Below are 23,016 nucleotides of genomic sequence, written 5' to 3' on the forward strand. Positions count from 1 at the left end.
GAAGAAGGCCAGGGCATCCCCCGGCATGTTTCTTGTTTATCGTTCGTACGCCACTTCTAAGAAGGCATAGTCATCTGATTATTCGGCTGTCCCTGCTCTAATGTCATATTGACCGCAACCCTCATCTCATCGATGTCGAAAGGCTTCGTAAAGTGCATCAATGCTCCGAGGTCCGTAGCTTCCTTAATCATATCCAACTCGCCATAAGCGGTCATCATAATCACATTCATATGCGGCTTCATCAACTTGATCTGCTTCAAAATTTCCAACCCATCCATGCCCGGTATCTTCATGTCCAACAGGACAATATCCGGTGACTCCTCTCTTACGATCTCAAGCGCCATCTTGCCATTGGAAGCTTGATAGGTCGTATATCCTTCGCTACTGAACACTTCCATGAGAAGAACCCGAATACCATTCTGATCATCGACAATCAATACTTTCTTATTACTCAACTGGTACCCCTCCCACCGCGTCTCACGAGCGAGTGTGCAGCATCCTCTAGTTCGAATGAGTTAATCTCTCACACTGCATGCTTATTTTACCACTCCACATGTACTGTACATATTCGCTTCTTTACAATAAAATCCTTCTTCTTTTAGGAAAAACATCACAACTCCCACATAAAAGCAAAAAAAGCGAAGGCTCTCCAATTAGGAAAGCTTTCGCTTCATATATTTTATACGTTATTATCCACGGTGCTTCATTGCCGCTTTGACGAATTCGCGGAACAATGGTTGCGGACGGTTCGGACGAGAGATAAACTCTGGATGGAACTGAACAGCCAAGAACCATGGATGGCTTGGAAGCTCGACAATTTCCACCAGTCGGCCGTCTGGGGACGTACCGCTAATCTTCAATCCAGCACTTTCAATCACTTCACGATATTCATTGTTGAATTCATAGCGATGGCGGTGACGCTCGTACACCAGCTCATCATTGTAGCAAGACATAGCGAGTGATCCCTCTTGCAACTTGCAAGGGTACAGACCAAGACGCATTGTACCGCCCAAATCTTCAATATCCTTCTGCTCTGGAAGCAGATCGATAACCGGATATTCTGTCGCTGGGTTGATTTCGGAGCTGTTCGCGCCATTCAATGCTGCGATAGAGCGTGCATATTCAATAACCGCAACTTGCATACCAAGGCAAATACCGAAGAACGGAATTTGTTGTTCACGCGCATAGCGGATCGCTGTTACTTTACCTTCGATACCACGATCGCCGAACCCACCTGGTACCAAGATACCGTGTACACCAGACAACTCTGCGTCTACGTTCTCTTCTGTAATCTCTTCTGCATTCACCCAACGGATATTGACTTCTGTATTTGCATCAATACCTGCGTGAGCCAATGCTTCTACGATAGACAAGTATGCATCATGAAGAGCAACATACTTACCAACGATTGCAATCTCAACTTGTCCTTGAAGCTGCTTCACACGGTCAACAAGCTTCGTCCATTCCACCATGTCTGGTTCTGGTGTTTGAAGCTTCAAATGATTTACAACATAATCATCCATTCCTTGCTCATGAAGCATCAATGGTACTTCATACAACGTGGAAGCGTCACGGCATTCTACAACCGCATTCGCTTCAATGTCGCAGAACAAGGAAATCTTGCGCTTCATATCCTCTGCAAGTTCATGCTCTGTACGGCATACGAGCATATTCGGTTGAATACCGATGCTGCGCAATTCTTTGACACTGTGCTGTGTCGGCTTCGTTTTCACTTCGCCCGCAGCCTTGATGTAAGGGATCAAGGTAACGTGAATATACATCACGTTGTCACGACCTACATCACTCTTTATTTGACGAATTGCTTCCAAGAACGGCAAGCTCTCGATATCGCCGACTGTACCGCCGATTTCGGTAATGACTACATCAGAGCCGGATTCCTTACCTGCACGGAATACGCGTTCTTTGATTTCATTTGTAATATGCGGAATAACTTGTACAGTTCCGCCAAGGTATTCACCGCGGCGTTCCTTTGAAATAACTGTAGAATACACTTTACCTGTTGTCACGTTGCTGTTCTTCGACAGGTTGATGTCGATGAAGCGCTCGTAGTGACCCAAGTCAAGGTCTGTCTCAGCTCCGTCATCTGTTACGAATACTTCGCCATGCTGATAAGGGCTCATTGTGCCCGGGTCAACGTTAATGTAAGGATCAAATTTTTGGATCGTTACTTTGAGCCCCCGATTTTTCAGCAATCTGCCCAGGGATGCAGCCGTAATCCCTTTACCAAGAGAAGAAACGACGCCGCCCGTTACAAAAATATACTTTGCCACTGGTGAAACCCTCCTATGATCAAGTGCATTCAAGACATGTTCTCGGGAGGCTTTGTCTGTAGAACAGGTTCGATACACGCGAGTTCCATAATCTCATGATGTTATCGTAACCCATTTGTGCGATATTCATTGATGCAAAATGTCATTAAAAAAGCTCCTGTCTAAAATGTCCGGAAATGGTGTTCCGTAGTGGACGGGAGCTATTTTATACGAATCAAATTGTACCAATTGCAATCGGCAACAAAGCCAAAAAGCCGCAATTCGTATCCTAAAAAAACAAAAAAGTGACTCCCGTAGTGTCACGGGGCACTTTCTTCATATGTGAAAATGACTCTATTTAATTACGTGCAAATGCAAAGCCCATATGCTAGTTTACTCTGTAGGCATTCCCGTGTCAAGGGAGATCGAGCTGATTTTTCGCAGGGGCAGTTTATATGGAAAATGCCGCTTACGTATCCCTCCTGAACACACCCCAGATCAGCTAGGATACACAGGAAAAATAAGCAAGCGGCATTCTAAAATGCGAAATCAAATCCTGAAGAGGATCTTACACATCCTCTTCCCGGTCATCCTCTTCTTCGAAGTCATCGTTTTCTTCTTCGTTCAGATCCGCATCTTCTTCATCGATTTCCTCTTCGATGTCAACATCATCTTCTACATCAGAATCTTCATCCTCGAAGATCTCCTCTTCCTCTTCACCATCTTCATCGACGAAGTCGAAGTCTTCTTCTTCATCATTGTTGTAGTTGTCGTCATCTGCATAGTCGTCATCATCGTCATCATTAATGATACGTGGACGCGGTGTGCCACCGGTTATCGCTTCTTCAGAACGGTCAACCGGGTACCAGCGCTTCAATCCCCACAGGTTCTGGCCTCCAACACAAGCAAAACGACCGTCAATGTTAATTTCCGTATATAACTGCGCAATGACATCGTTAATTTGCTCTTCGTTCAGACCCCGCAGCTTAGCGACTTCATTCATGAGATCGCGGTAATAGAAAGGCGTGTTGGCAGCTTTCAGTACCATGAAGGCAAGATCCACCATCGGTATTTCTTGCACTTTTTCAGGGTCTAATTTCAAATCCAGCGGTGTGCTCATTCGGACACATCCTCTCTCTCTAAAAAGTTCAAATTGCATTCACTTATCCATGTTCACACATAAGTAAAACCGATCTGAAGTGAAAATGCAAGTTTTCTTCCTATAGATGAGGAAATGCCACAAGTCGGACAAAAAATAGAAACGCGAAGGGAATCCCTTCGCGTTCGACTGTATCCGCACCCGATGAAGGCTCACGCCCCGTATCGGGTGTGCTAAGCCCTTCGTCGGCTCTTCTTCATACTATGTCCGTGGATGTCTTTTGACACGGTGGAAGGCCTATCTTTCGCAAAAAAGGCATCTACCCCAGTCCACGCTGGGGTCTGGTGCATACGATATGTAAAATTGTCTGTTCAAAAAGACGCTTCAACCGATCCATATTCGGGTTCACTTGATTATCATATGTACGCTTTTTGAACAACCGTTACAAAGGAACTGTCGGGAGGGACTCGACATTGGATATTACGGGCTTACTCCAGTTACTTATTCAAGGGCTCAGTACCACTAAGCCCTGCGAACGACAACTGCTCATCCGCTTCCGCACCCATGAACAGTATGAACAATGTTCCGAGGTGCTCATCGAACTCGAAGCAAGCAGATCAGAGCTTGCTGACATTCGCATGGTTCCACTCATTGATGGCTGGGTCTATCCGGCTAGAACTGACTTCGATTCCACCCTACTATCGGCCGCTTATGATGTTATCGTTGAAGAAGATATTCATCTCTCGATGCACGCCGTCTCCCAGCGTCCTGTCAATTGGGAGCGCGGCATTCCTTGGGGTGTTCGACACATCAAAGCTCCCCAAGCTTGGAGCACGACCACTGGTCATCGTGTTCATATTGGTGTCATTGATACCGGGGCTGATTTTCACCATCCAGACCTTCGGCACTCGCTCACCCGCGGAATTAATCTGATCCAGCGTGGCTTGCCCCCGCATGACGACAATGGCCACGGCACCCATATCGCTGGCACGATCGCCGCTGCCAATCAAATGTACGGCATTATCGGAGTGGCTCCCCGCGCCATTATTCATCCCGTTAAAGCATTCGATGAAAATGGAGCCGCCTTCGTATCTGATATTATCCAAGGCATTGATTGGTGTGTTCGCCATGGTATGAATATCATTAATATGAGCTTCGGCATGAAGACCCGCAGCAAGTCGCTGCTCACTGCTGTCACAAACGCTTATAATGCTGGCGTAACCGTTGTCGCCTCCTCTGGCAATGATGCGAAACGAAAGTCTATTGATTACCCCGCCCGTTACTTGCAGACGATCTCGGTTGGAGCTACTGATCGAATCCGGAAAATTGCCCCCTTCAGCAACCGAGGCCGTTACGTCGACATTTATGCACCTGGCGATAAAATTGTATCTGCTTGGATCAAGGGCAAATACCATGAAATGAGCGGCACCTCAATGGCCACCTCACATGTTAGTGGCGCTATCGCTCTGCTGCTTGCCATGAAGCCTGATCTCAAGCCTGGTGAAATCAAAGCCCTGCTGCGACGATCGGCAAGTCCAATGCGAAGCCGGAATACTACCTCTCGCAGTTTAGGAGAAATCGATGTCATGCGCCTACTTAAGGAAGCAGAACGCTAACGAGATCCGAACGGGAACAAACGTAAAAATGAATGGAAGCGAAACAAGGACAGCCGAGCAAGTCGACTGTCCTTGAAAATCATCCATGTAGTTGTGCTATGGTCTAGGAGGCCGTTACCGGCTCCAGCTTCGTTCGTGGCGTGTTCCACAACTCTGTCCACTTCTTGATTGCAGAGATGAGGATGATCACTCCGAGCACCATCATAATCATTGACAACGATGCATTCAGGATGCTGTAGCCCTTATTAGTTGGATTCAAGTACACATTGGATATCATCCATATTCCCGCATAGTTAACGGTTACGAACAAGTAAGCGAGCGGCACAAGACAAGTAAGTGCATACCAGCGCTTATCCGCAATCTTCATAATAACTGTAGCACCGATGATAAGACCGATGGAAGCCATCATCTGGTTCGATACCCCGAACAGCGCCCATACCGATCCAATATCGCCAGAGAAGAGCAGGTATCCCCATAAGAAGCAAGCTAGCGCACTAGCAAAGATGGAGCCAGGTACCCAATCTACTCGTTTCAATGGCTTGTATACTTCTCCGAAGAAGTCTTGGATAATGTAGCGCGCCACACGTGTTCCCGCATCAATTGCGGTCAGAACGAATACCGCCTCGAACATGATAACAAATTGGAAGAAGTACGACGAAAGCGATTCGAACCATGGGAACTTCGTGAAAATGTACGTCATGCCAACTGCCAGTGTTACAGCTCCACCCGTGCGGCCTTCCAAGTTCAAACCGATCTCGCGCGCGAGATCCGGCAAATGAACCACATTCATGCCCAGCGTCTTAAACGCTTCTGGCGTTGAGTTAATTGCGAAGTAATCAGCAGGCTGCAAGGCAGTTGCCGCTATAAGTGCCATAATCCCTACAACGCATTCGACCAGCATCGCGCCGAAGCCAACGACTTTAATATCGCTCCAGCGATCCAGCATTTTCGGTGTCGTACCCGATCCTACGAAGGCGTGGAAGCCAGAGATTGCTCCACAAGCTATCGTGATCGAGATGAACGGCCATACCGGGCCTGCCAGTATTGGGCCTCCGCCGTTGATGAATTCAGTTACGGCAGGGAATGGAATATCAGGATTGATAATGAACACACCAACGATAAGAGCAATGAATACTCCGATCTTCATAAAGCTGCTCAAGTAGTCGCGCGGTGCAAGGAGCAGCCATACAGGCAGTGCTGCAGCAAAGAATGCATATATCGGCAAAATAATTGCCAGCGTCTTCATATCAAAGGTCAACCATTCGCCAAGCGCGGTACCCTGAATGTAGGGACCCATAAATACACCGACCATCAAAAGTGCAAAACCAACGGTAGAGGCAAGCTTCAGATTGCCTGTCTTCTTGTACCAAATCCCAACCATCATGGCAATCGGGATCGTGATGCCTACCGAGAAGGTTCCCCATGGATTGTGTTCAAGCGCATGGAGCACAACCATCGACAGACCCGCCATCGTAATCGTAATAATGAACAACATCGCTAGTCCCGTACAGAAGCCTGCCACTGGCCCGAGCTCATCCTTCGCTACCTCAGAGAGCGACTTGCCTTGCTTGCGCATGGAAGCGAACAATACAACCGCGTCATGGACAGCACCGCCGATAACGGCACCGATCAACAACCAGAGCAGCCCTGGCAGATAACCGAACTGGGCAGCTAATATCGGGCCAACTAACGGGCCCGCCGCAGCAATGGCTGCGAAGTGATGACCAAAGGTCACCCATTTATTCGTCGGCACATAATCCTTGCCGTCATTTAATTCGTGCGCCGGAGTAGGCTTGGAATCGTCTAGTTTTAACACTTTGTTTGCCATAAATGTTCCGTAGAGACGATAGGTGATCATCAAGATGCAAATCGAACCAATCACTATTGAAACCGCATTCATGATCGTCCACTCCTTTCGAGCTATTGCTGTTATCTTACCTTATGAAAACAGCATTACCCTGTTTTCAAAGCAGAATGCCGCATGTCCATGATGAAGTGCACAAAAAAAGGATTGAAATGCAAGCGGTTTCAATCCTCTCTTCTATCCTTATTCATCTCTTCTCCATCTCATACCAAAATCGATTGGAGGATTGGTGAACGCCATTATTTTAAAATCCTAGAAGCTGCTTAAGTTCCTTCATATAGGTACGACTCACGGGTAAGCTGGATCCGTCCTGCATCTTCAGTTGGCATGTGGAGTGGAACCATGGCTCAATCTCTACAATGCGATCCACATTCACCAAATAGGCCCGATGCACACGAATAATGGATGGGTGATTCAGCTTCCGCTCCAGTACACTAAGTGGTTCTCCTACACGATAGCGCTGTTCTGTCGTTGCGACAACTGTCTTTCCCTCTTCAAACCCGATGTACACGATGCGATCCACATGTAGAACAACAATGCGCTCATCCACCGTCGTAATGGCAAGCCGCTCTACCCGTTCTGTCGGGGTAGGCCGTGAATGTGATATTACCTCATTCTGCATCAATGTAACTGAACGCGAGCCCTGCTTCTCCAGCTTCTCAATGGTTAGCTGAATGCGCTGCTCATCGAACGGCTTTAATATATAGTCAGCAGCGTTCAACTCGAAAGCACGCAGCGCATACTCATCATACGCCGTTGCGAATACAATCGCAGGAGGCTCATCAAACGTGCCTAACCGTTCTGCTGCCTCCAGCCCACTCGCTTCGGCAAGTTGAATATCGAGAAATACGACGTCTGGACGCAGCGCCCCTATTCGCTTCAGTGCCTCTTCCATCGATTCTGCCTCGCCTACAACGTCAACACGCTTCGTGCGGCGAAGCAGATAACAGAGTTCGTCACGCGCTAGCGGCTCATCATCCACGATAAATGCTTTCAACATTGATGTCCCCCCGTTCGCTATAATGAATCGGCAACGTAATCGTGACCGATGTCCCTTCTCCAAGTGTACTATCAATTTGGATCGAGCCCCTGCTTCCATACAGTTCTTCTATTCGCTTCACAATATTGCACAGCGCTGTGCCCGCTCCTTCTACAGACGGAACCGCCTCATTGCCAAGCGCGGCTATGGACTCTGGCGCTATTCCCTTCCCATTATCCTTGGTTGTAATTGTCACGCTAGCTCCATTCACCTGCGCGCGAATCGATACTATTCCTTGCGACAAAGTAAATCCCTTGGAGAAGGCATGCCGAATCGCATTCTCCACCAGTGGTTGAAGCGTGAATGGCGGTACCAGTACGTCCATAAGAGAACCGTCAATGTCCGTCTCTACGACATATTTGCCGGGGAATCTCGCCTGTTCCAATGACAAATACGCCTCCACATGCTCTAATTCCTTGTGCAGCGGGATAAGCATCTTACGTGCGCCCTGCAGGTTGCTGCGGAAAAACACACTGAGCTGCTGCAGCAATTTGCGCGCCTTCTCCGAATCGGTGCGGCATAGCACGGATATGGTATTGAAGGCATTGAATAGAAAGTGCGGGTGAACCTGAGCTTGCAGCGCCTTGATCTCCGCATCTTTCAGCAGCCTACTCTGCCGTTCTGCTTCCGCCAATTCCAACTGGGTGGAGAACAGCTTGCCAAGACCCTCTGCAAGCTCTCGTTCTACTCGATCCAGCCGTGAGGGCTGCTTGAAGTACAGCTTCAATGTGCCCACCGTACGCTCATGCACCTTAAGTGGTAATACGTATGCAGCTTGCAGAAGACAACTCGGCTCGAAACACTGAATCTCTTCCCGTGAGGATGTATTATGAACAACGCCCTCCTCCAGCACTTGCTTCGTCAACTGCGTCGATATTCCATTCAATGGCACATGATGGTCGTCCCCCGCGCCCACGTGCGCAAGAATGCGATGCTCATCTGTAATGGAGATCGCGTCGGCATTCGTACCTTTCCATATGATCAACGCCGCTTCTCGGCATGAATCGCTATTCAATCCTTGACGGAAAAACGGCAAGGTCTGATCGGCGATATGCAGAGCGTTATGGGTCAACAGCGCCCGAGAGCGCTCCTCTTCCTCATAGATGGATTGAATAATCAGCATAAATAATAGAATGCCGAATCCATTGACCGCGACCATCGGTACACTAATCAGCTTGACGAGTTCCCAAGCAGAGCTCCAAGGTTCCGCTACGAGCAAGATGGTGCCCATCTGCGCACACTCCATCCCGATCCCGATCAACGCTGCATGCCATGCAGCATGCTTGCCTTGAATCATACGAAAGCGCTTTCCAATAAGCCCAGTGATAATACCGGCCATTATCGTCGATATCCCACAAGCGGCAGCGGTATAGCCGCCAAGCGATAGGCGATGCAAGCCCGCAATTAACCCAACACCTGTTCCGACAAATGGACCGCCAAGCAGTCCTCCAATGACAACACCCATAATGCGTGTATTTGCAATGGCACTCCCCGTCTCTATATCCATATGCCAAGCTTGCGAATATACCGAGCTATTATGAATTTGCACACCAGTATAGTTGCTGATTACCCCGAATGCGCCGAACACGACGATCAGCAGCCATTTCTCAGCTGTACCGTGTTCATTATGGACAATATGTCGAAATGACTTCATACGCGACAGCACAAATGCGATGATCAGTAATACGCCTACCCGCTCGATCATCAGCGGAAGCAAATTCAGCATCCTCGTCACCTACTTTCTCTCTAGCTCGATCCTCTCAATGGTTCTTGGTCCTATTTTACCGAATAACTAACTATTGTGGGAACAAGAAAGCGTCCTACAAGCTAGTTTCAGCTCACAGGACGCTCTATATTAGGCAATGAACATTTAACTCTCGTAGGGCGCTGTCTTACATCTGTTCTGGAGCAGATACACCAACGAGACGAAGTACATTCGCAATTGTCGTACGAACAGCGCCGAGCAATGCTAGACGAGCTTGTGTCTGCTCTGCATCCTCTGTAATGACACGCTCTGCTCTGTAGTAGCTGTGGAAGAGCGATGCCAGCTCGTACACATAACGAATCAAACGATGTGGCGCATAGTCGCGGGCAGCAACCGCAATCTCTTCTGGAAGCTCACCCAGCTTGCGAAGCAGGTCGAATTCATGCTCAGCCGTCAGCTTCGCCAAATTCAGCTCATTCAACGGCTGCAACGTAACCCCTTGTTCTTCCGCCTGACGGTAAATGCTGCAAATACGCGCATGCGCATACTGTACGTAATAGACAGGGTTCTCATTGGATGTTGAGATCGCCAGGTCCATATCAAAGTCAAGGTGGGAATCCATCGAACGCATTGTGAAGAAGTAACGGATTGCGTCAACGCCCACTTCATCCATCAAATCTTCCATTGTTACGGCTTTCCCTGTACGCTTGGACATTTTCACTTTCTCGCCATCTTGGAACAAGCTAACCATTTGCGCGATCAACACAACCAGCTTATCTGGATCATTACCGAGTGCTTCCATAGCCGCCTTCATACGTGGGATGTATCCATGGTGGTCAGCACCCCAAATGTTAATCATTTTGTCAAAGCCACGGCCGTATTTATCCATATGATACGAAATATCTGGAGTCAGGTACGTGTAAGAACCATCATTCTTCACCAATACGCGATCCTTGTCATCGCCGAATGTCGTTGTGCGCAGCCATGTTGCACCTTCATGCTCGAATACATGTCCGCTTGCACGAAGCGCATCCAGCGCCTTCGTCACTTCATTGTTCTCGTATAGCGATGTCTCGCTGAACCATACGTCGAACGGAACACGGAAGCGATTCAAGTCGCGCTTGATTTTATCCAATTCCTTCGAGAGGCCGTAAGTACGGAAATAACGCTCGCGCTCTTCCTCAGACAAGGACAGCAGACGATCGCTCTCTGCTTGAACAAGCTCTTCCGCAAAACCCTTAATATCTACACCGTGATATCCATCTTCCGGCATTTCTGCATCCTGTCCCAATGCTTGTTTATAGCGGCATTCAATCGATTTCGCAAGATTGTTCACTTGGTTCCCTGCATCGTTAATATAATATTCGCGCGTTACTTCATAACCCGCGTAATCAAGCAGGTTGCACAATGCATCGCCGACAGCCGCACCACGTGCATGTCCAAGATGAAGGCTTCCTGTAGGGTTCGCAGATACGAACTCTACCTGTACGCGTTGACCGCTGCCGGCCGCAATCCGTCCGTAGTCGCTGCCTTTTTCATTTACTTCGTGCAAGATGTCGTAAAGATAGCTCTTGTTCACACGGAAATTAATAAATCCAGGTCCAGCGATCTCTGCGCTTTCAATGGAAGCAGCTTCTTTGTTCAGGTTCTCGATGATCGCTTCAGCAATTTGGCGTGGATTGCGCTTCGCAATGCGCGTCAACTGCATCGCTACATTGGATGCCAGATCACCGTGCGTCTTATCCTTCGGCACCTCAATAACGAACGCAGGAATATCCTCTCGCGCTACAAGACCTGTCTGTACGATTGCATCCTCAATTGCTTGCTTCACTTGATTGTTTACTCGTTCCATTACACTGCTCATATGTCTCGTTCCTCCTGCATCTTATCGTTCATGCCTGTTTCAGGCGGGTGTAATACGTAATTGAATATTGAATTTCCCCGTGCAGCGTTCTTCTATATATAATTGATACGACCACGCTATACGCAATTCGTCGAATTGTAGCGGCCCTTCGAACGGCCAAGGCTTGTCCCAAGACAGCTTCGATGTCGCTGTTGTTAGAGGAAAGCGAATCGCAGATGAACGATAGTAACCATTCTGTCTCGCTCCAAGAGCAAATGTCTGCTCTGCTTCAACCTGTCCTCTACGCGTTAGCTTCACCTGGTTCTCACTCACCTTCAGTGTAACCTGTGTACGGCTCGCATCTTCGGCAGAATCACTTCGTCGCTTCACCCGCTCCGGCTGGGACTGAGTCTCGGTATAGCGAATATAGAAATGTGAACCCTTCCGATATAAATCACCCCGTACGTGCTCCGTGACCCGTTCATCATCTTGTCGGCTGTCAATCGTGATAAGAACCGGCATTCTATCAGCCGCTTCCCTCTGATGCTCCGTCATTGTAAAGCTCCATTCTCCAAAGTCTGATTTCTAAATTATCCGGTATACGCCCGCCTTTTGCAACCTCCTTTTCCTATTTGCGCCCTAGGGATGCAGCTAAGCATAGCAGGGACAATAAACCGACAATCTATGGCATAATACGATAACTTACGAATTTGTAAGGTTATACCTCAAGAAAGACGTGGAAATTCGAATCTTCCCTCAATTATAATAATAGTAGTAAATGATTCCTCGATTGCCCGCTGCTGCATAATTGCTCAGCTTATGTCATTATTTCGAGGAATATGGGGGCGATATATGGTGGAATGGACGGTACTTCTAACTTGGTTAACGAACCATAGCGACTGGCTGCTCCTGATAACGCTCGTACTCCACCTAGCTTCGTCCGTATGGGTTGTTATCGACAGCATCCGCATTGAACACTCTGTCTTCTTTACAGTCGGCATGACGACCATTGTGGTCATCGCTCCGCTGTTCGGGCTCTGCATTTATATGATGATTCGAAACACAAAACGAACCGCACATCGCAACCACCGCAGACGTACAGGGGCCTCTGCAGTCTAACGATACGGAATAGAACGGGGGCTGTCCTAGACAGTTCCTTTTTCACGTTATGATCTATGCTTTATCTTTATTTTTCTCCCATCTTCTTTCATGCTAATCTTGTTGATAGAGAAATCCAGTTGTTTATATGAATGAACCACAACGCACAATCCATTTATTAGAGGAGTGACCCGACGTGCCCACCAAGTCAAGAAGGCGTACGCCAGTCGCCACAAGTTGGCGATGCGGCGGATGCTGTGCTTGTCGATGCAAAAGGAATATTTGTCCATTGTCGTGAATTATAATAAACTGTACTCAGTTATACAAAATACATACAAATAGGTGAATGTCTGTGAACCCTTCCTTATTAGGCATTTCGAGTGTATCCTTCCTGCTCGTTGCCGCATTGACCCCATTGCTCATCTGGGGATTGCGGACACTGAAGTTGACGCAGCCGATTCGAGCCGAGCTTCCGCCTGATCATCAAGCTAAGCGCGGCACACCGTTGATGGCCGGCCTTATCCTGATTATCGGTGTAATTACCTCTATCTCCTATCACCCATCGCCAATGACGATGTTTCTGGCAGCGACGTTTCTGCTATTCGGCTCCGTTGGTTTAATGGATGACTTGAAGAAGTCCGTATTTCAGGATCCTTCCGGTATTTCGGGGAAAATGAAGCTTATTTTCCAATTCTCCTTTACCGGGATACTGCTGTTCGTACTCATTCAACACTTTGATGTCAGTACGACCATTTTACTTGGGGGCGGGCTAACGCTTGATCTCCCTCTACTTCTGTATGTGCCAATTATGGTGCTGTTCGTGGTAGGTTCGGCAAATGCGATTAACTTTACAGATGGTCTGGATGGGCTGCTAATCAATGTGTCGATCCCGACGTATTTCTTCTTCTTCCTCATATCCGATCATATGGAAGTGAAGATGTTCTCACTCATCATGATTGCCTGTCTGCTTGGGTTGTTCATTTATAATATTTATCCTGCGCGTGCATTCATGGGGGATACCGGATCGCTCGCCATCGGCGGCTCCCTGTCATTCCTTGCGGTACTCGAGAAGGTCGAGATCCTGATTCCGGTTCTCTTCTTCATCTACTTCGCGGAACAACTGTCTGTTATTCTACAAGTATGGTACTACCGCAGAACGAAGTTGAGAATGTTCCGAATGGCGCCCATCCACTATCATTACTCGCTTAAATACGGCTGGAGTGAGAACAAGATTGTCGTTATCTTCGGCTTCATCTCGTGGGTCGGAGTGGGGATATGCTGGTTAGCTTGGAAGTTCCTCTTATCTTAACAGTCAATGCGCACGAAAGCCCTGCAGCCTTTTGAGGCGGCAGGGCTTCTGTTCATTTTGCGAAACTTCTCATTCATTATGCAAGTCTTTTATTCGTTCATTAGGATTTCATAAACTTATCTGTGAACTCCCATACTTTATTCCAATACACCGCTCCAGCAAGATGAGCGCCTCCATGTCCTGCATCCTTGATCACCAGCAGATCCTTCTCTACCTTTGCCGCAGCGTATAGCTCATGAACCATTTCATAAGGGACGAACATGTCGGAATCCCCGTGAATGAATAGAATAGGAGTCTTGCTCTTAGCTACTTGCTTCAAAGCAGAGGCTTCCTGCAAGTCATAGCCGGCTCTTATATTAGCGACCACATTGGAAGCCGTCATGATTGGGAAGGCAGGCAAATGAAACAGCCGCTTCAATTGGTAGCTGAATTCATCGTAAGCCGACGTGTACCCACAGTCCTCGACAATCACCTTGACATTCGCAGGAAGTTCTTCTCCCGAGGTCATCATAACCGTCGCTCCACCCATGGAGACCCCATACAGGGCAATTTGAGACTCGGGGTTAGCTTCGACGATTTGGCGAATCCACCCCATCATGTCTAGTCGATCATGCCAGCCCATCCCAATATAGGATCCTTCGCTCTTTCCGTGACCTCGTAAGTCGACGAGCAGTACATGATAGCCTTTATCATAAAATCTCTTGACCGCATACGACATCTGCTTACCGGAGCTCGTATAGCCATGAACGACAATGGCCCACCTATTCGTGGGGTGCTCTTGCCGATACTCATAGCCCTGCAGCTTCAGACCATCGAAAGAAGCTAACGTGACCTCGTCGTGATACTTCGTTTCGATCCATTCTTTTGCCACCTCATTTTCTTGCGTCTCCTGTCCATCTACTTGCATCGTCGGAACCGCCCGATCAAGATCCGGATTGTTGTCAAGGAACGGACGCTCCGTCTCCGGATTAAGCGCTATATTGTAAAAATGATTCCCTATGAATCCTAATGCAACGATGATAATAATGAATATGGTTGCGACAGAAATAAGTAAAATCTTCATCTTACTCATTCTCATCCTCCCTTTCGATTTATTGTAAAGGGATTCGTAACGCATGTCTAAGCCCCACCCTTTAACCCCTTTTTACAAAAACAAGCGCACTTCCTCTGCTGCATGCAGATTCTGTGCGCATGGACAATGCTTCTTTTTCCAGACCTACATTACTTTACGAACCCGAGCAGCATCTCACGAATGATTTTGCTCGCCGTTATCGGCGTTTGCTCGGTTGGATCGTAGATTGGCGCAACTTCCACCAAGTCACATCCGATAACATTGGCTTCCGAACGAGCAATCGAATGAACCGCTTCAAGCAATTCCTTCGACGTAATGCCACCCGCTTCTGCCGTTCCTGTTCCCGGTGCGCAGCTTGGATCAAGCACATCAATATCGATCGTGACATAGACCGGACGACCAGCTAGCTCAGGCAGAACCTTCTTCAGAGGCTCCGCTACTTCGAACGGGAAGAAATTGATGTTCTCGCGAGCGTATGCCCACTCTTCACGCGACCCAGAGCGAATACCGAACTGGTACACATTCTTGCCGCCGATCATCTCTGCAGCCTTGCGGATTGGTGTGGAGTGAGACAAAGGCTCACCCTCATACTGCTCCCGCAAGTCAGCGTGCGCATCAATATGAATTATCGCGAGATTAGGGTATTTCTTGTACACCTCTTGCAGGACAGGCCATGTCACTAGGTGCTCCCCGCCAAGGCCGATTGGGAACTTCCCATCGCCCAGCAGCTTACCTACGAATTCCCCGATGATGTCCAGGCTCTTCGCCGCATTGCCGAATGGCAGCAGCAAGTCTCCTGCATCGAAGTAATTCAATTCCTCAATGCTTCTATCGAGATACGGGCTGTACTCTTCCAAGCCTACCGATGCTTCGCGGATACGGCCTGGGCCGAAGCGCGATCCTGGGCGGAAGGATACCGTGTAATCCATTGGCATGCCATAAATGACGGCCTTTGCTCCTTCGTAATCATCAGAGCTGCAAATGAACACATTACCCGAATATTTTTGATCTATTTTCATTGTCTACGCTCCTCCTTCTTCCTACGCTATCTTATTTGCACAGATCCTCTACAAATTTAGGCAGACAGAAGGCTGCTTTGTGCAGACGAGATGAGTAGTACTTCGTCTCCATTTCCGGAATCTGCGCTTCGTCCACTTGCAGCGGATCGTGCTGCTTGCTGCCCATTGTGAACGTCCAGAGACCGCTTGGATAGGTCGGAATATTCGCACCGTACACGCGTACGATCGGGAAGATTTCCTTCACGTCACGGTTCACCTGCTGGATCAAGTCAGCCTTGAACCAAGGGTTATCCGTCTGCGCTACGAACAGGCCATCTTCCTTCAAAGCATCATAGATGCCTTGGTAGAAGCCGCGCTCGAACAACGGTGCCGCAGGGCCTACCGGTTCTGTGGAGTCGACCATAATGACGTCGTATTCATTCTTGCTGTTCAAAATATGCATGTATCCATCATTCACGATAACTTCTACACGCGGGTTGTCCAGCTCGCCTGCAATTTCAGGCAAATACTGCTTGGAGTATTCAATGACTTTGCCGTCGATTTCAACGAGGACTGCCTTCTCTACTCCAGGGTGCTTCATGATTTCGCGGATAACTCCGCCGTCGCCGCCGCCGACGACAAGTACTTTTTTCGGATTCGGATGAGTTGCAAGGGCCGGGTGTGCCACCATCTCATGGTATACGAACTCGTCTTTGATCGTTGTCATAACCATGCCATCCAATACGAGCATCCGTCCAAATTCTTCGGTATCCAGCATCGCTAAATGCTGAAACGGCGTTTGCTCCTCCACGAATGTCTCGCGGATTTTTGCCGTAATGCCAAAGGTAGGCGTTTGCTTCTCTGTAAACCACAATTCCATAACATCAACCTTCTTTCATAATCATGGTATCGTTGGCTTAGTTCCCGAAATGCTCGTAATGGTTCCTATGTGTAACATTCGTAACACTTCATCTCCATTTTGCACCAAACACAAAGTATTATATCGGTTCCCCCCCAAAATGCAATCATTTTCCGAAGTCAAGTTCGATATTCGCACAATTTTCAGAGCTATTAAATCTCTGAAAGCCGCTTTAGCACTGGATTTTTGAAATTTCGACAAATGCTCTAGAATATTCTGTTTTTCATAGTTTTCAACCCTTTTGCAGTTTGTAAATTGTGAATTTATTCTAGCGAAAAGGAATAACCTTCCTCCTCTTTTTCCATACTGAATGGTAACCACTAAATGGCCTAATTGACGGTCGAACAGGAGGCGCTGCCATGCAGCGGTTAAGCGGCAAAAAGACTGAGAAAAAGCGGAAGCGCGGATGGCGGCTATGGCTGAAAATCATTGGTGGTTCAGTCGCGCTCCTTCTAGGTGCTTGCGGCATCCTGCTCGGGTATCTATATATGACGGATCTGCCTGTGTCTGATATGCAGAAGCCCTCCTTCATTTATGACAGCCAGGGGGCGGAACTTACATCATTAACAAGCGGACAGAAGCAGCAGCATCTGCTTACGCTGACCGATATCGCTCCAGACGTCATTCATGCAACCATTGCCACAGAGGATCGGCAATTCTACCGTCATGTCGGCATCGACTTCAAAGGAATCGCTCGCGCAATGCTCGTCAATATCGAATCAATGTCCAAAAAACAAGGCGCCAGCACCTTGACACAGCAGCTTGCCCGCAACCTGTATCTCAACCACGATCGGACATGGACTCGCAAGGTGAAGGAAGCACAATATGCGCTTCAACTGGAGATGAAATACAGTAAGGACGATATTTTGGAACAGTATTTGAATCAGGTATATTACGGCCATGGCGCATACGGTATCGAGGCTGCCGCTCAGCTCTATTTTGGCAAGAAGGCTCGTGACCTAACGCTGGCAGAGAGTGCAATTCTTGCGGGCATTCCACGCGGCCCCAGCTATTATTCTCCCTATTTCAATATGAAAAATGCGAAGGACAGACAAAAGGTTGTGCTTCAGGGCATGGTGGAGACCGGATACATCACCCAAGAGCAGGCACAGCAGGCCTACAATGAAACGCTGGCCATTCGACCGAGGGAGGAGAGAAGCGAGTTGCTTGTCGCCCCCTATTTCCGCGATTATGTCCGACAAGAGCTCGATTCACTCGGCATTTCCGATCAAGCAATCGAAGCTGGGGGTCTGCGTGTATATACAACACTGGATAAACGGGCACAGGCGGCAGCAGAGCAGGCTGTCGCCAAGTATATTCCTGCGGAAGGGGATTTGCAGGCTGCGCTTATCTCGATTGATCCACGCAACGGCTATTTGAAGGCGATGGTTGGCGGCAAGAATTATCGGCTAAATCAATATAATCGTGTATTCGCCAATACGCGCCAGCCTGGATCATCCTTCAAGCCGCTGGTCTATCTGGCTGCACTTGAGAAGCGAGCCATCACAGCGGCGACTCGCTTCGTCAGTCAGCCGACTTCATTCACGTATGACAATGGCAGACAGCAATATAAGCCGAGTAATTATGGCGGCAAATATTATGGAGAGATCGATCTGCGCCGCGCCATTGCTGTGTCAGACAATATCTATGCGGTAAGCACCATTATGCAGATTGGTCCTGAGCAGGTGATCTCCCTTGCGCGGCGGCTTGGCATCGACAGTGACATGAAGCCACTCCCCTCTCTTGCGCTAGGTACATTCCCAATAAGTCCACTGGAGATGGCATCCGCTTACGGTGTGTTCAGTAATCAAGGCAAGCGCGTGATCCCCCGCTCCGTCTTGAAGGTCACCGACAGCGGCGGCAGTGTCCTATACGAGGCTCCACCGATTCAACAGGAGCAGGTGGTTAATTCAGCAGATGCGTATGTGCTCACCAGCCTGATGGAGAGCGTATTCGAAACCGGTGGAACAGGCAGCCGCGTAGCGACCAGTATGAAACGCCCTGTCGCCGGCAAGACAGGAACGACAGATACGGACGCTTGGATCGTCGGATATACGCCGGAACTCTCAACTGCCGTCTGGGTCGGCTACGACAAGGACAGAATGATATCGGTTACGGAATCTCATAAGGCAGCGCCTATATTCGCTGAATATACCGAACAGGCATTGTCCAACATCCCACCCAAAATATTTACCGTTCCGGACAATGTAGTTAGCGTCTATATTGATCCGGATACTGGGAAGCTCGCAGGAGATAACTGCCCGAATAAACGCCTGGAGACATTCGTAAGTGGAACCGAACCCACCGCTTGGTGCGATCTTCACGTTCAATCCCCGGTAGAGCAGAGAAAAGACGAAGAGAAGCGACCAACGAAAGAGCTTGAGAAACGTTCGTGGTGGCAGCACTTGAAGCGCTGGTGGGGGGATTAAGGAACGATATCTATGAAACGAGGCTGTCCCAGAATCCCAGCAATTTGATGACCTAAATCGATAGGAACATGTATGAAAAAAAGACGCTTCCTTTCCCACGAATCCAGTGGTTTGGGAAGCGTCTTTCCTAGTGGGGCTGATTCCATTGTTATTGGCCCTGCGGAACGTCGGATTCCATTGTTTGTTGATTTCTAGGCAAATCCACTATTCTTCCATAGATAACCACCCAGCGTACAACTCATCCAGTTGCTGCCGCAGTTCTTGCTGCTTGGTCATCAACAGCGTCCAATCTACCTCCTGATCGGTCTGCATGGACAAGGCAGCCATCTCCTCGTCCAGTTGACGCAACTGCTCCTCTACTAACGCAATGTCCCGCTCCCATTGGGGTGCAGTCTGTCCCTTCCGCGTCACTTGCTTCGGAATCACGTCATCTGCATGTCTCTTAGCAGGATCGCTTGCCTTCGAATCTTGCTGCTGCGACTTCCTCTCTACCGTGTTCACATCCGTATGTGCACCAGTAGACACCACCCCCAGCTGTCGTGAGTGATCCATCCAGGTCTGCAGCTTCTCTCGGCATTCATCATAGTTCCCAATATGCACAGACAATCTTGCCTGCTCCAGCACCCACAGCTTGCTTACAACCCGATTGATGAAATAACGATCATGCGAGATAACGAGAAGTGTACCTGGAAAATTCTCTAACGCTTCCTCCAATGCTTCTCTGGAGTCGATATCCAAATGGTTGGTTGGCTCATCGAGCAGGAGCAAATTCGGCTTCCGGTACATGAGCAGAGCCAATCGAAGTCTGCTCCATTCTCCTCCTGACAGCTGCGCAATTCGCTTGAACACATCCCCTCCATAGAACAGGAATCTGGCCAGTTCTCCCCTAGCCTCTCCTTCTTCCATGGCCACTTCCTCACAGAAATATCGGAGAACCGTCTTATTTTCGGAAGGCGGAGCTTCCTCCTGCGCCAAATAGCCAACCTCCACACGCGAACCGACTCGGAGATCTCCGCCATCTGGATCAACCTGGCCAAGCAGCATCTTCATCAAGGTGCTCTTCCCAGCACCATTGCTGCCAAGCAATGCTGTACGCTCCCCGTACAGCAGAAGCCCGCTCACCCCGCTAAGCAGCTTGCGCTCCCCATATGCCTTCGTAACTCCGTCCAGCACGAGCACTTGCTTGCCAGAACGATCCTCCTGCTTCAGCTTCAAATCCATCGTCTTCCGCTCCAATATCGGACGCTTGAGCTTCTCCATACGATCGAGCGCCTTCTGCATCGATGCTGCCCGGCGATGAAATCCTGGATTCGGCGGATTCGCACGATTCCCCCATTCGATCAGCTGCTTAATTGTATCCTGCATCTTCTTAATCTTCTTCTGCTGCTCTTGATAACTGGCGAATTGCTGCAGCAGCCGCTCTTCCTTCTCTTTCTGATAGCCGGAATAGTTCGTATGATAAATGAACGCTTCCCCATCTTCGATCTCAATCATTTTGCCTGCAACTCGATCAAGGAAATAACGATCATGCGAAACAATCATAACCGCTCCCGAATAGGCCAGCAGGAAGGATTCCAGCCATTCGATGGCCGCCATATCCAAATGATTCGTTGGTTCATCAAGCAGCAGAATATCAGGCTGCTTCAGCAGCAGCGCTGCCAAGCCGACCTTCGTCTTCTCTCCTCCAGATAACGAGGAGAAGGGGCGGCTACATTGCTCTTCCGCGATTCCGAGGCCAGCACTGATCCGTCGAATCGAGGCCTCCATTTCATAGCCGCCTGCCCGCTCAAATTGTTCCATCATTTGTCCATACTGCTGCAGGATTTGGTTCAGTTTCTTCTCATCTGCAGAGACAGCAGGGTCTGACATGGTCACTTCCACCTGCTTCATTTCTTGCTCTAGGCGGCGCACTTCCGCATAACTCTCAGCCAGTACATCATATACAGAAGCAGATTCATGGGCAGAGGGTACTTGATCGAGCAATCCAATCGTCGCGCCTTTGCGGATAAACAGATCCCCTTGATCCGGTGTGGATGCCCCGCTTAACATCTGCAAAATTGTTGTTTTCCCCGTTCCATTGCGGCCAATCAGCCCGACTTTTTCTCCGTCTTTCACTTCAAATGACACATCTGAGAGCACCAAGTTTGCTCCGTAATATTTTTTCACATGCCATAGGCTAATGATCATGTCGATATCCCCCTCGGGGCGTGAGCAAGACGCTGCCTCTCGATCTGGAACAAAAAAGGGCTGCAGGGAAAAATCCCTACAGCCCTAAATAAACCTAAATCCGCTCAGGTTAAGGCAGGAGAGTCTTCACGCCATATTGTCGTATTCGTATTCGAAAAAATGGACACACGTATCCCGTTGAGAGCTACATCATGAATAATTCCAAACATTGCCACTGGCAGTTGGCTAATACGAATGTTCGGCGTATTGAAATTCATCTCCTACCTCACCTCCTGTTCCTATTCTTCAGTCCGAAGAACATGTTATTTGTATATATTACCACATTTTAGAAAGTTAGTAAAGGGACGGCTGGCTGCCCTATCCAGCTCTGCTTGCTTCCCTTAGGATCATCTTGATGTACAATGGTTATACCTAAGTCCATTCACTTGTAAGCTTTATCCATCGTAGAACGTCATCGTTTCTTGTAGAATAGGACTCGCATTGGATTATCATATCGGAGGGAACCAAGCATCATGAATTTGCGGGAACTTGAATATTTCAAGGCCGTTACTGAACAGCATAGCTTTACAAAAGCAGCTGAACAGCTGTATGTGTCCCAGCCTTGCGTAACAGCCGCCGTAAATCGGCTGGAGGAATTTCTAGGTGTACAATTGCTCGAACGCAATAAGAAAGAGAAGGCTGTGCATGTCACGCCGCAGGGGGCGTTATTTCTAGCCCGAGTTGATAACATTTTGTCTGAAATTGATGAAGCTATAGTAGAGGTTCGTAATTATAACAGCTCCAACATTCATTTTGGCTTGCCGCCAATTATCGGAGCCTATTTGTTCCCTTCCATGTTCGCTTACATAAGGAAGCGGTATCCGCATGTGCAATTTAAAGTAACCGAGTACGGCTCTCGCATTACTACAGAGCTGCTGCAAGAGGGTAAGCTGGATTTAGGCATTATCGGACAGGCAGATCAAGAATCAATCTCTGATCTCCATTCCGTGCTGCTCTATGAGGATCACCTAAATGTGTGTGTGCCAGACACCCACCCACTCGCGACTCGAGAGTCCATATCCATTGCTGAACTCAAGCATGAACATTTTATCGTGCTGACGGAAGCTTATGTACATCATGAACAACTGATGCTCGCTTGTGGAACATACGGATTCAAACCGAATATTGTATTTGAATCGGATGAAATTCAGACCGTGAAGTCGATGGTGGCCAGCGGGGCTGGCATTTCCCTAATCGTCTCTATGGCGGTCAAGAACATGCCCGGTCTTGTAGCCATACCACTTGAGGATCCGCTGCCCTTCTATATTTATTTATGCTGGAAAGAAGGACATCATCTGTCGCAAGACTGCCTCAGCATGATCGAGTGCATGCGCCAGCTCCCGCTTCAAGGGGCATGACGCAGAACGGACAAATAGCAGAAGACATAACTTGCATTTCGTTACTATAAATAAAATTTATTAGCTTATATGGGGATCGTATTTCCCTTTTCCTTACTAACGTAGCACAATGTTAGCATGGGACTTTTATTCAGTATTAAGTCTCCTCGGAATGACTAACAGGGAGCTGAT

At 48.4% G+C, this 23,016-nt stretch carries 18 protein-coding genes; 5 read left to right on the forward strand and 13 right to left on the reverse strand.

Features of this window, described 5'->3' with window-relative positions:
• Window positions 1-56: 56 nt before the first annotated feature.
• The 3 genes from AZ66_RS00070 to rpoE form a co-directional block, all read right to left on the reverse strand.
• Window positions 57-455 (reverse strand): response regulator, encoded by a 399-nt coding sequence (locus AZ66_RS00070; protein ID WP_021253435.1) that lies wholly within the window; start codon window positions 453-455, stop codon window positions 57-59.
• Window positions 456-689: 234 nt separating this feature from the next.
• Window positions 690-2,291, reverse strand: a complete 1,602-nt coding sequence (locus AZ66_RS00075; RefSeq protein ID WP_044353088.1) for a CTP synthase — start codon at window positions 2,289-2,291, stop codon at window positions 690-692.
• Window positions 2,292-2,838: 547 nt separating this feature from the next.
• Window positions 2,839-3,390 carry a DNA-directed RNA polymerase subunit delta gene (rpoE, locus tag AZ66_RS00080; RefSeq protein ID WP_044353089.1) on the reverse strand — a complete coding sequence of 184 codons (552 nt, stop codon included), beginning with the start codon at window positions 3,388-3,390 and terminating at the stop codon, window positions 2,839-2,841.
• Window positions 3,391-3,842: 452 nt separating this feature from the next.
• Between rpoE and AZ66_RS00085 the strand changes: the two genes are divergently transcribed.
• Window positions 3,843-4,985, forward strand: a complete 1,143-nt coding sequence (locus AZ66_RS00085; RefSeq protein WP_044353090.1) for a S8 family peptidase — start codon at window positions 3,843-3,845, stop codon at window positions 4,983-4,985.
• Between the two features lie 103 nt (window positions 4,986-5,088).
• Here the strand turns inward: AZ66_RS00085 and cstA are convergent, their stop codons facing one another.
• The 5 genes from cstA to AZ66_RS00110 all read right to left on the reverse strand — a co-directional run bounded on the left by cstA (window position 5,089) and on the right by AZ66_RS00110 (window position 11,991).
• Window positions 5,089-6,885, reverse strand: coding sequence for a carbon starvation protein CstA (cstA, locus tag AZ66_RS00090; protein WP_044353091.1), 1,797 nt, complete (start codon window positions 6,883-6,885; stop codon window positions 5,089-5,091).
• 208 nt (window positions 6,886-7,093) lie between these two features.
• Window positions 7,094-7,849, reverse strand: coding sequence for a LytR/AlgR family response regulator transcription factor (locus AZ66_RS00095; RefSeq protein WP_044353092.1), 756 nt, complete (start codon window positions 7,847-7,849; stop codon window positions 7,094-7,096).
• Window positions 7,824-9,614: a sensor histidine kinase gene (locus AZ66_RS00100; protein ID WP_044353093.1), complete on the reverse strand. Its 1,791-nt coding sequence runs from the start codon at window positions 9,612-9,614 to the stop codon at window positions 7,824-7,826. Before AZ66_RS00100 ends, AZ66_RS00095 begins: the two co-directional genes overlap by 26 nt.
• A 166-nt stretch (window positions 9,615-9,780) precedes the next feature.
• A complete protein-coding gene (gene argS / locus AZ66_RS00105) occupies window positions 9,781-11,457 on the reverse strand; it encodes an arginine--tRNA ligase (RefSeq protein ID WP_044353094.1) in 1,677 nt (558 codons plus the stop codon).
• 39 nt (window positions 11,458-11,496) lie between these two features.
• Window positions 11,497-11,991, reverse strand: coding sequence for a DUF1934 domain-containing protein (locus AZ66_RS00110; RefSeq protein ID WP_021259742.1), 495 nt, complete (start codon window positions 11,989-11,991; stop codon window positions 11,497-11,499).
• Window positions 11,992-12,288: 297 nt separating this feature from the next.
• On the opposite strand from AZ66_RS00110, the gene AZ66_RS00115 reads away from it, so the two are divergent.
• Window positions 12,289-12,555, forward strand: a complete 267-nt coding sequence (locus tag AZ66_RS00115; protein ID WP_021259743.1) for a hypothetical protein — start codon at window positions 12,289-12,291, stop codon at window positions 12,553-12,555.
• A gap of 325 nt (window positions 12,556-12,880) precedes the next feature.
• Window positions 12,881-13,843: a phospho-N-acetylmuramoyl-pentapeptide-transferase gene (gene mraY, locus AZ66_RS00120; protein WP_044353095.1), complete on the forward strand. Its 963-nt coding sequence runs from the start codon at window positions 12,881-12,883 to the stop codon at window positions 13,841-13,843.
• Window positions 13,844-13,943: 100 nt separating this feature from the next.
• On the opposite strand, the gene AZ66_RS00125 is transcribed toward mraY, so the two are convergent.
• The 3 genes from AZ66_RS00125 to speE all read right to left on the reverse strand — a co-directional run bounded on the left by AZ66_RS00125 (window position 13,944) and on the right by speE (window position 16,793).
• Window positions 13,944-14,906 carry an alpha/beta hydrolase gene (locus AZ66_RS00125; protein ID WP_036619721.1) on the reverse strand — a complete coding sequence of 321 codons (963 nt, stop codon included), beginning with the start codon at window positions 14,904-14,906 and terminating at the stop codon, window positions 13,944-13,946.
• A 158-nt stretch (window positions 14,907-15,064) separates the two neighbouring features.
• Window positions 15,065-15,934: an agmatinase gene (gene speB, locus AZ66_RS00130; RefSeq protein WP_044353096.1), complete on the reverse strand. Its 870-nt coding sequence runs from the start codon at window positions 15,932-15,934 to the stop codon at window positions 15,065-15,067.
• A 31-nt stretch (window positions 15,935-15,965) separates the two neighbouring features.
• Window positions 15,966-16,793: a polyamine aminopropyltransferase gene (gene speE / locus AZ66_RS00135; RefSeq protein ID WP_044353097.1), complete on the reverse strand. Its 828-nt coding sequence runs from the start codon at window positions 16,791-16,793 to the stop codon at window positions 15,966-15,968.
• A gap of 398 nt (window positions 16,794-17,191) precedes the next feature.
• On the opposite strand from speE, the gene AZ66_RS00140 reads away from it, so the two are divergent.
• Window positions 17,192-19,261, forward strand: a complete 2,070-nt coding sequence (locus AZ66_RS00140) for a transglycosylase domain-containing protein (protein WP_044353098.1) — start codon at window positions 17,192-17,194, stop codon at window positions 19,259-19,261.
• Between the two features lie 204 nt (window positions 19,262-19,465).
• On the opposite strand, the gene abc-f is transcribed toward AZ66_RS00140, so the two are convergent.
• On the reverse strand, window positions 19,466-21,448 hold the full coding sequence (gene abc-f, locus AZ66_RS00145) for a ribosomal protection-like ABC-F family protein (protein WP_044353099.1): 1,983 nt from the start codon (window positions 21,446-21,448) through the stop codon (window positions 19,466-19,468).
• 104 nt (window positions 21,449-21,552) lie between these two features.
• Window positions 21,553-21,705 (reverse strand): RAxF-45 family protein, encoded by a 153-nt coding sequence (locus AZ66_RS31745; RefSeq protein ID WP_197081626.1) that lies wholly within the window; start codon window positions 21,703-21,705, stop codon window positions 21,553-21,555.
• 255 nt (window positions 21,706-21,960) lie between these two features.
• Here AZ66_RS31745 and AZ66_RS00150 point away from each other — a divergent pair, with 255 nt between their 5' ends.
• Window positions 21,961-22,845, forward strand: coding sequence for a LysR family transcriptional regulator (locus tag AZ66_RS00150; RefSeq protein ID WP_021259750.1), 885 nt, complete (start codon window positions 21,961-21,963; stop codon window positions 22,843-22,845).
• Window positions 22,846-23,016 lie beyond the last annotated feature (171 nt).

Source organism: Paenibacillus sp. E194 (assembly GCF_000935845.1).
In the GTDB taxonomy this organism is placed as follows: Bacteria; Bacillota; Bacilli; order Paenibacillales; family Paenibacillaceae; genus Paenibacillus_B; species Paenibacillus_B alvei_B.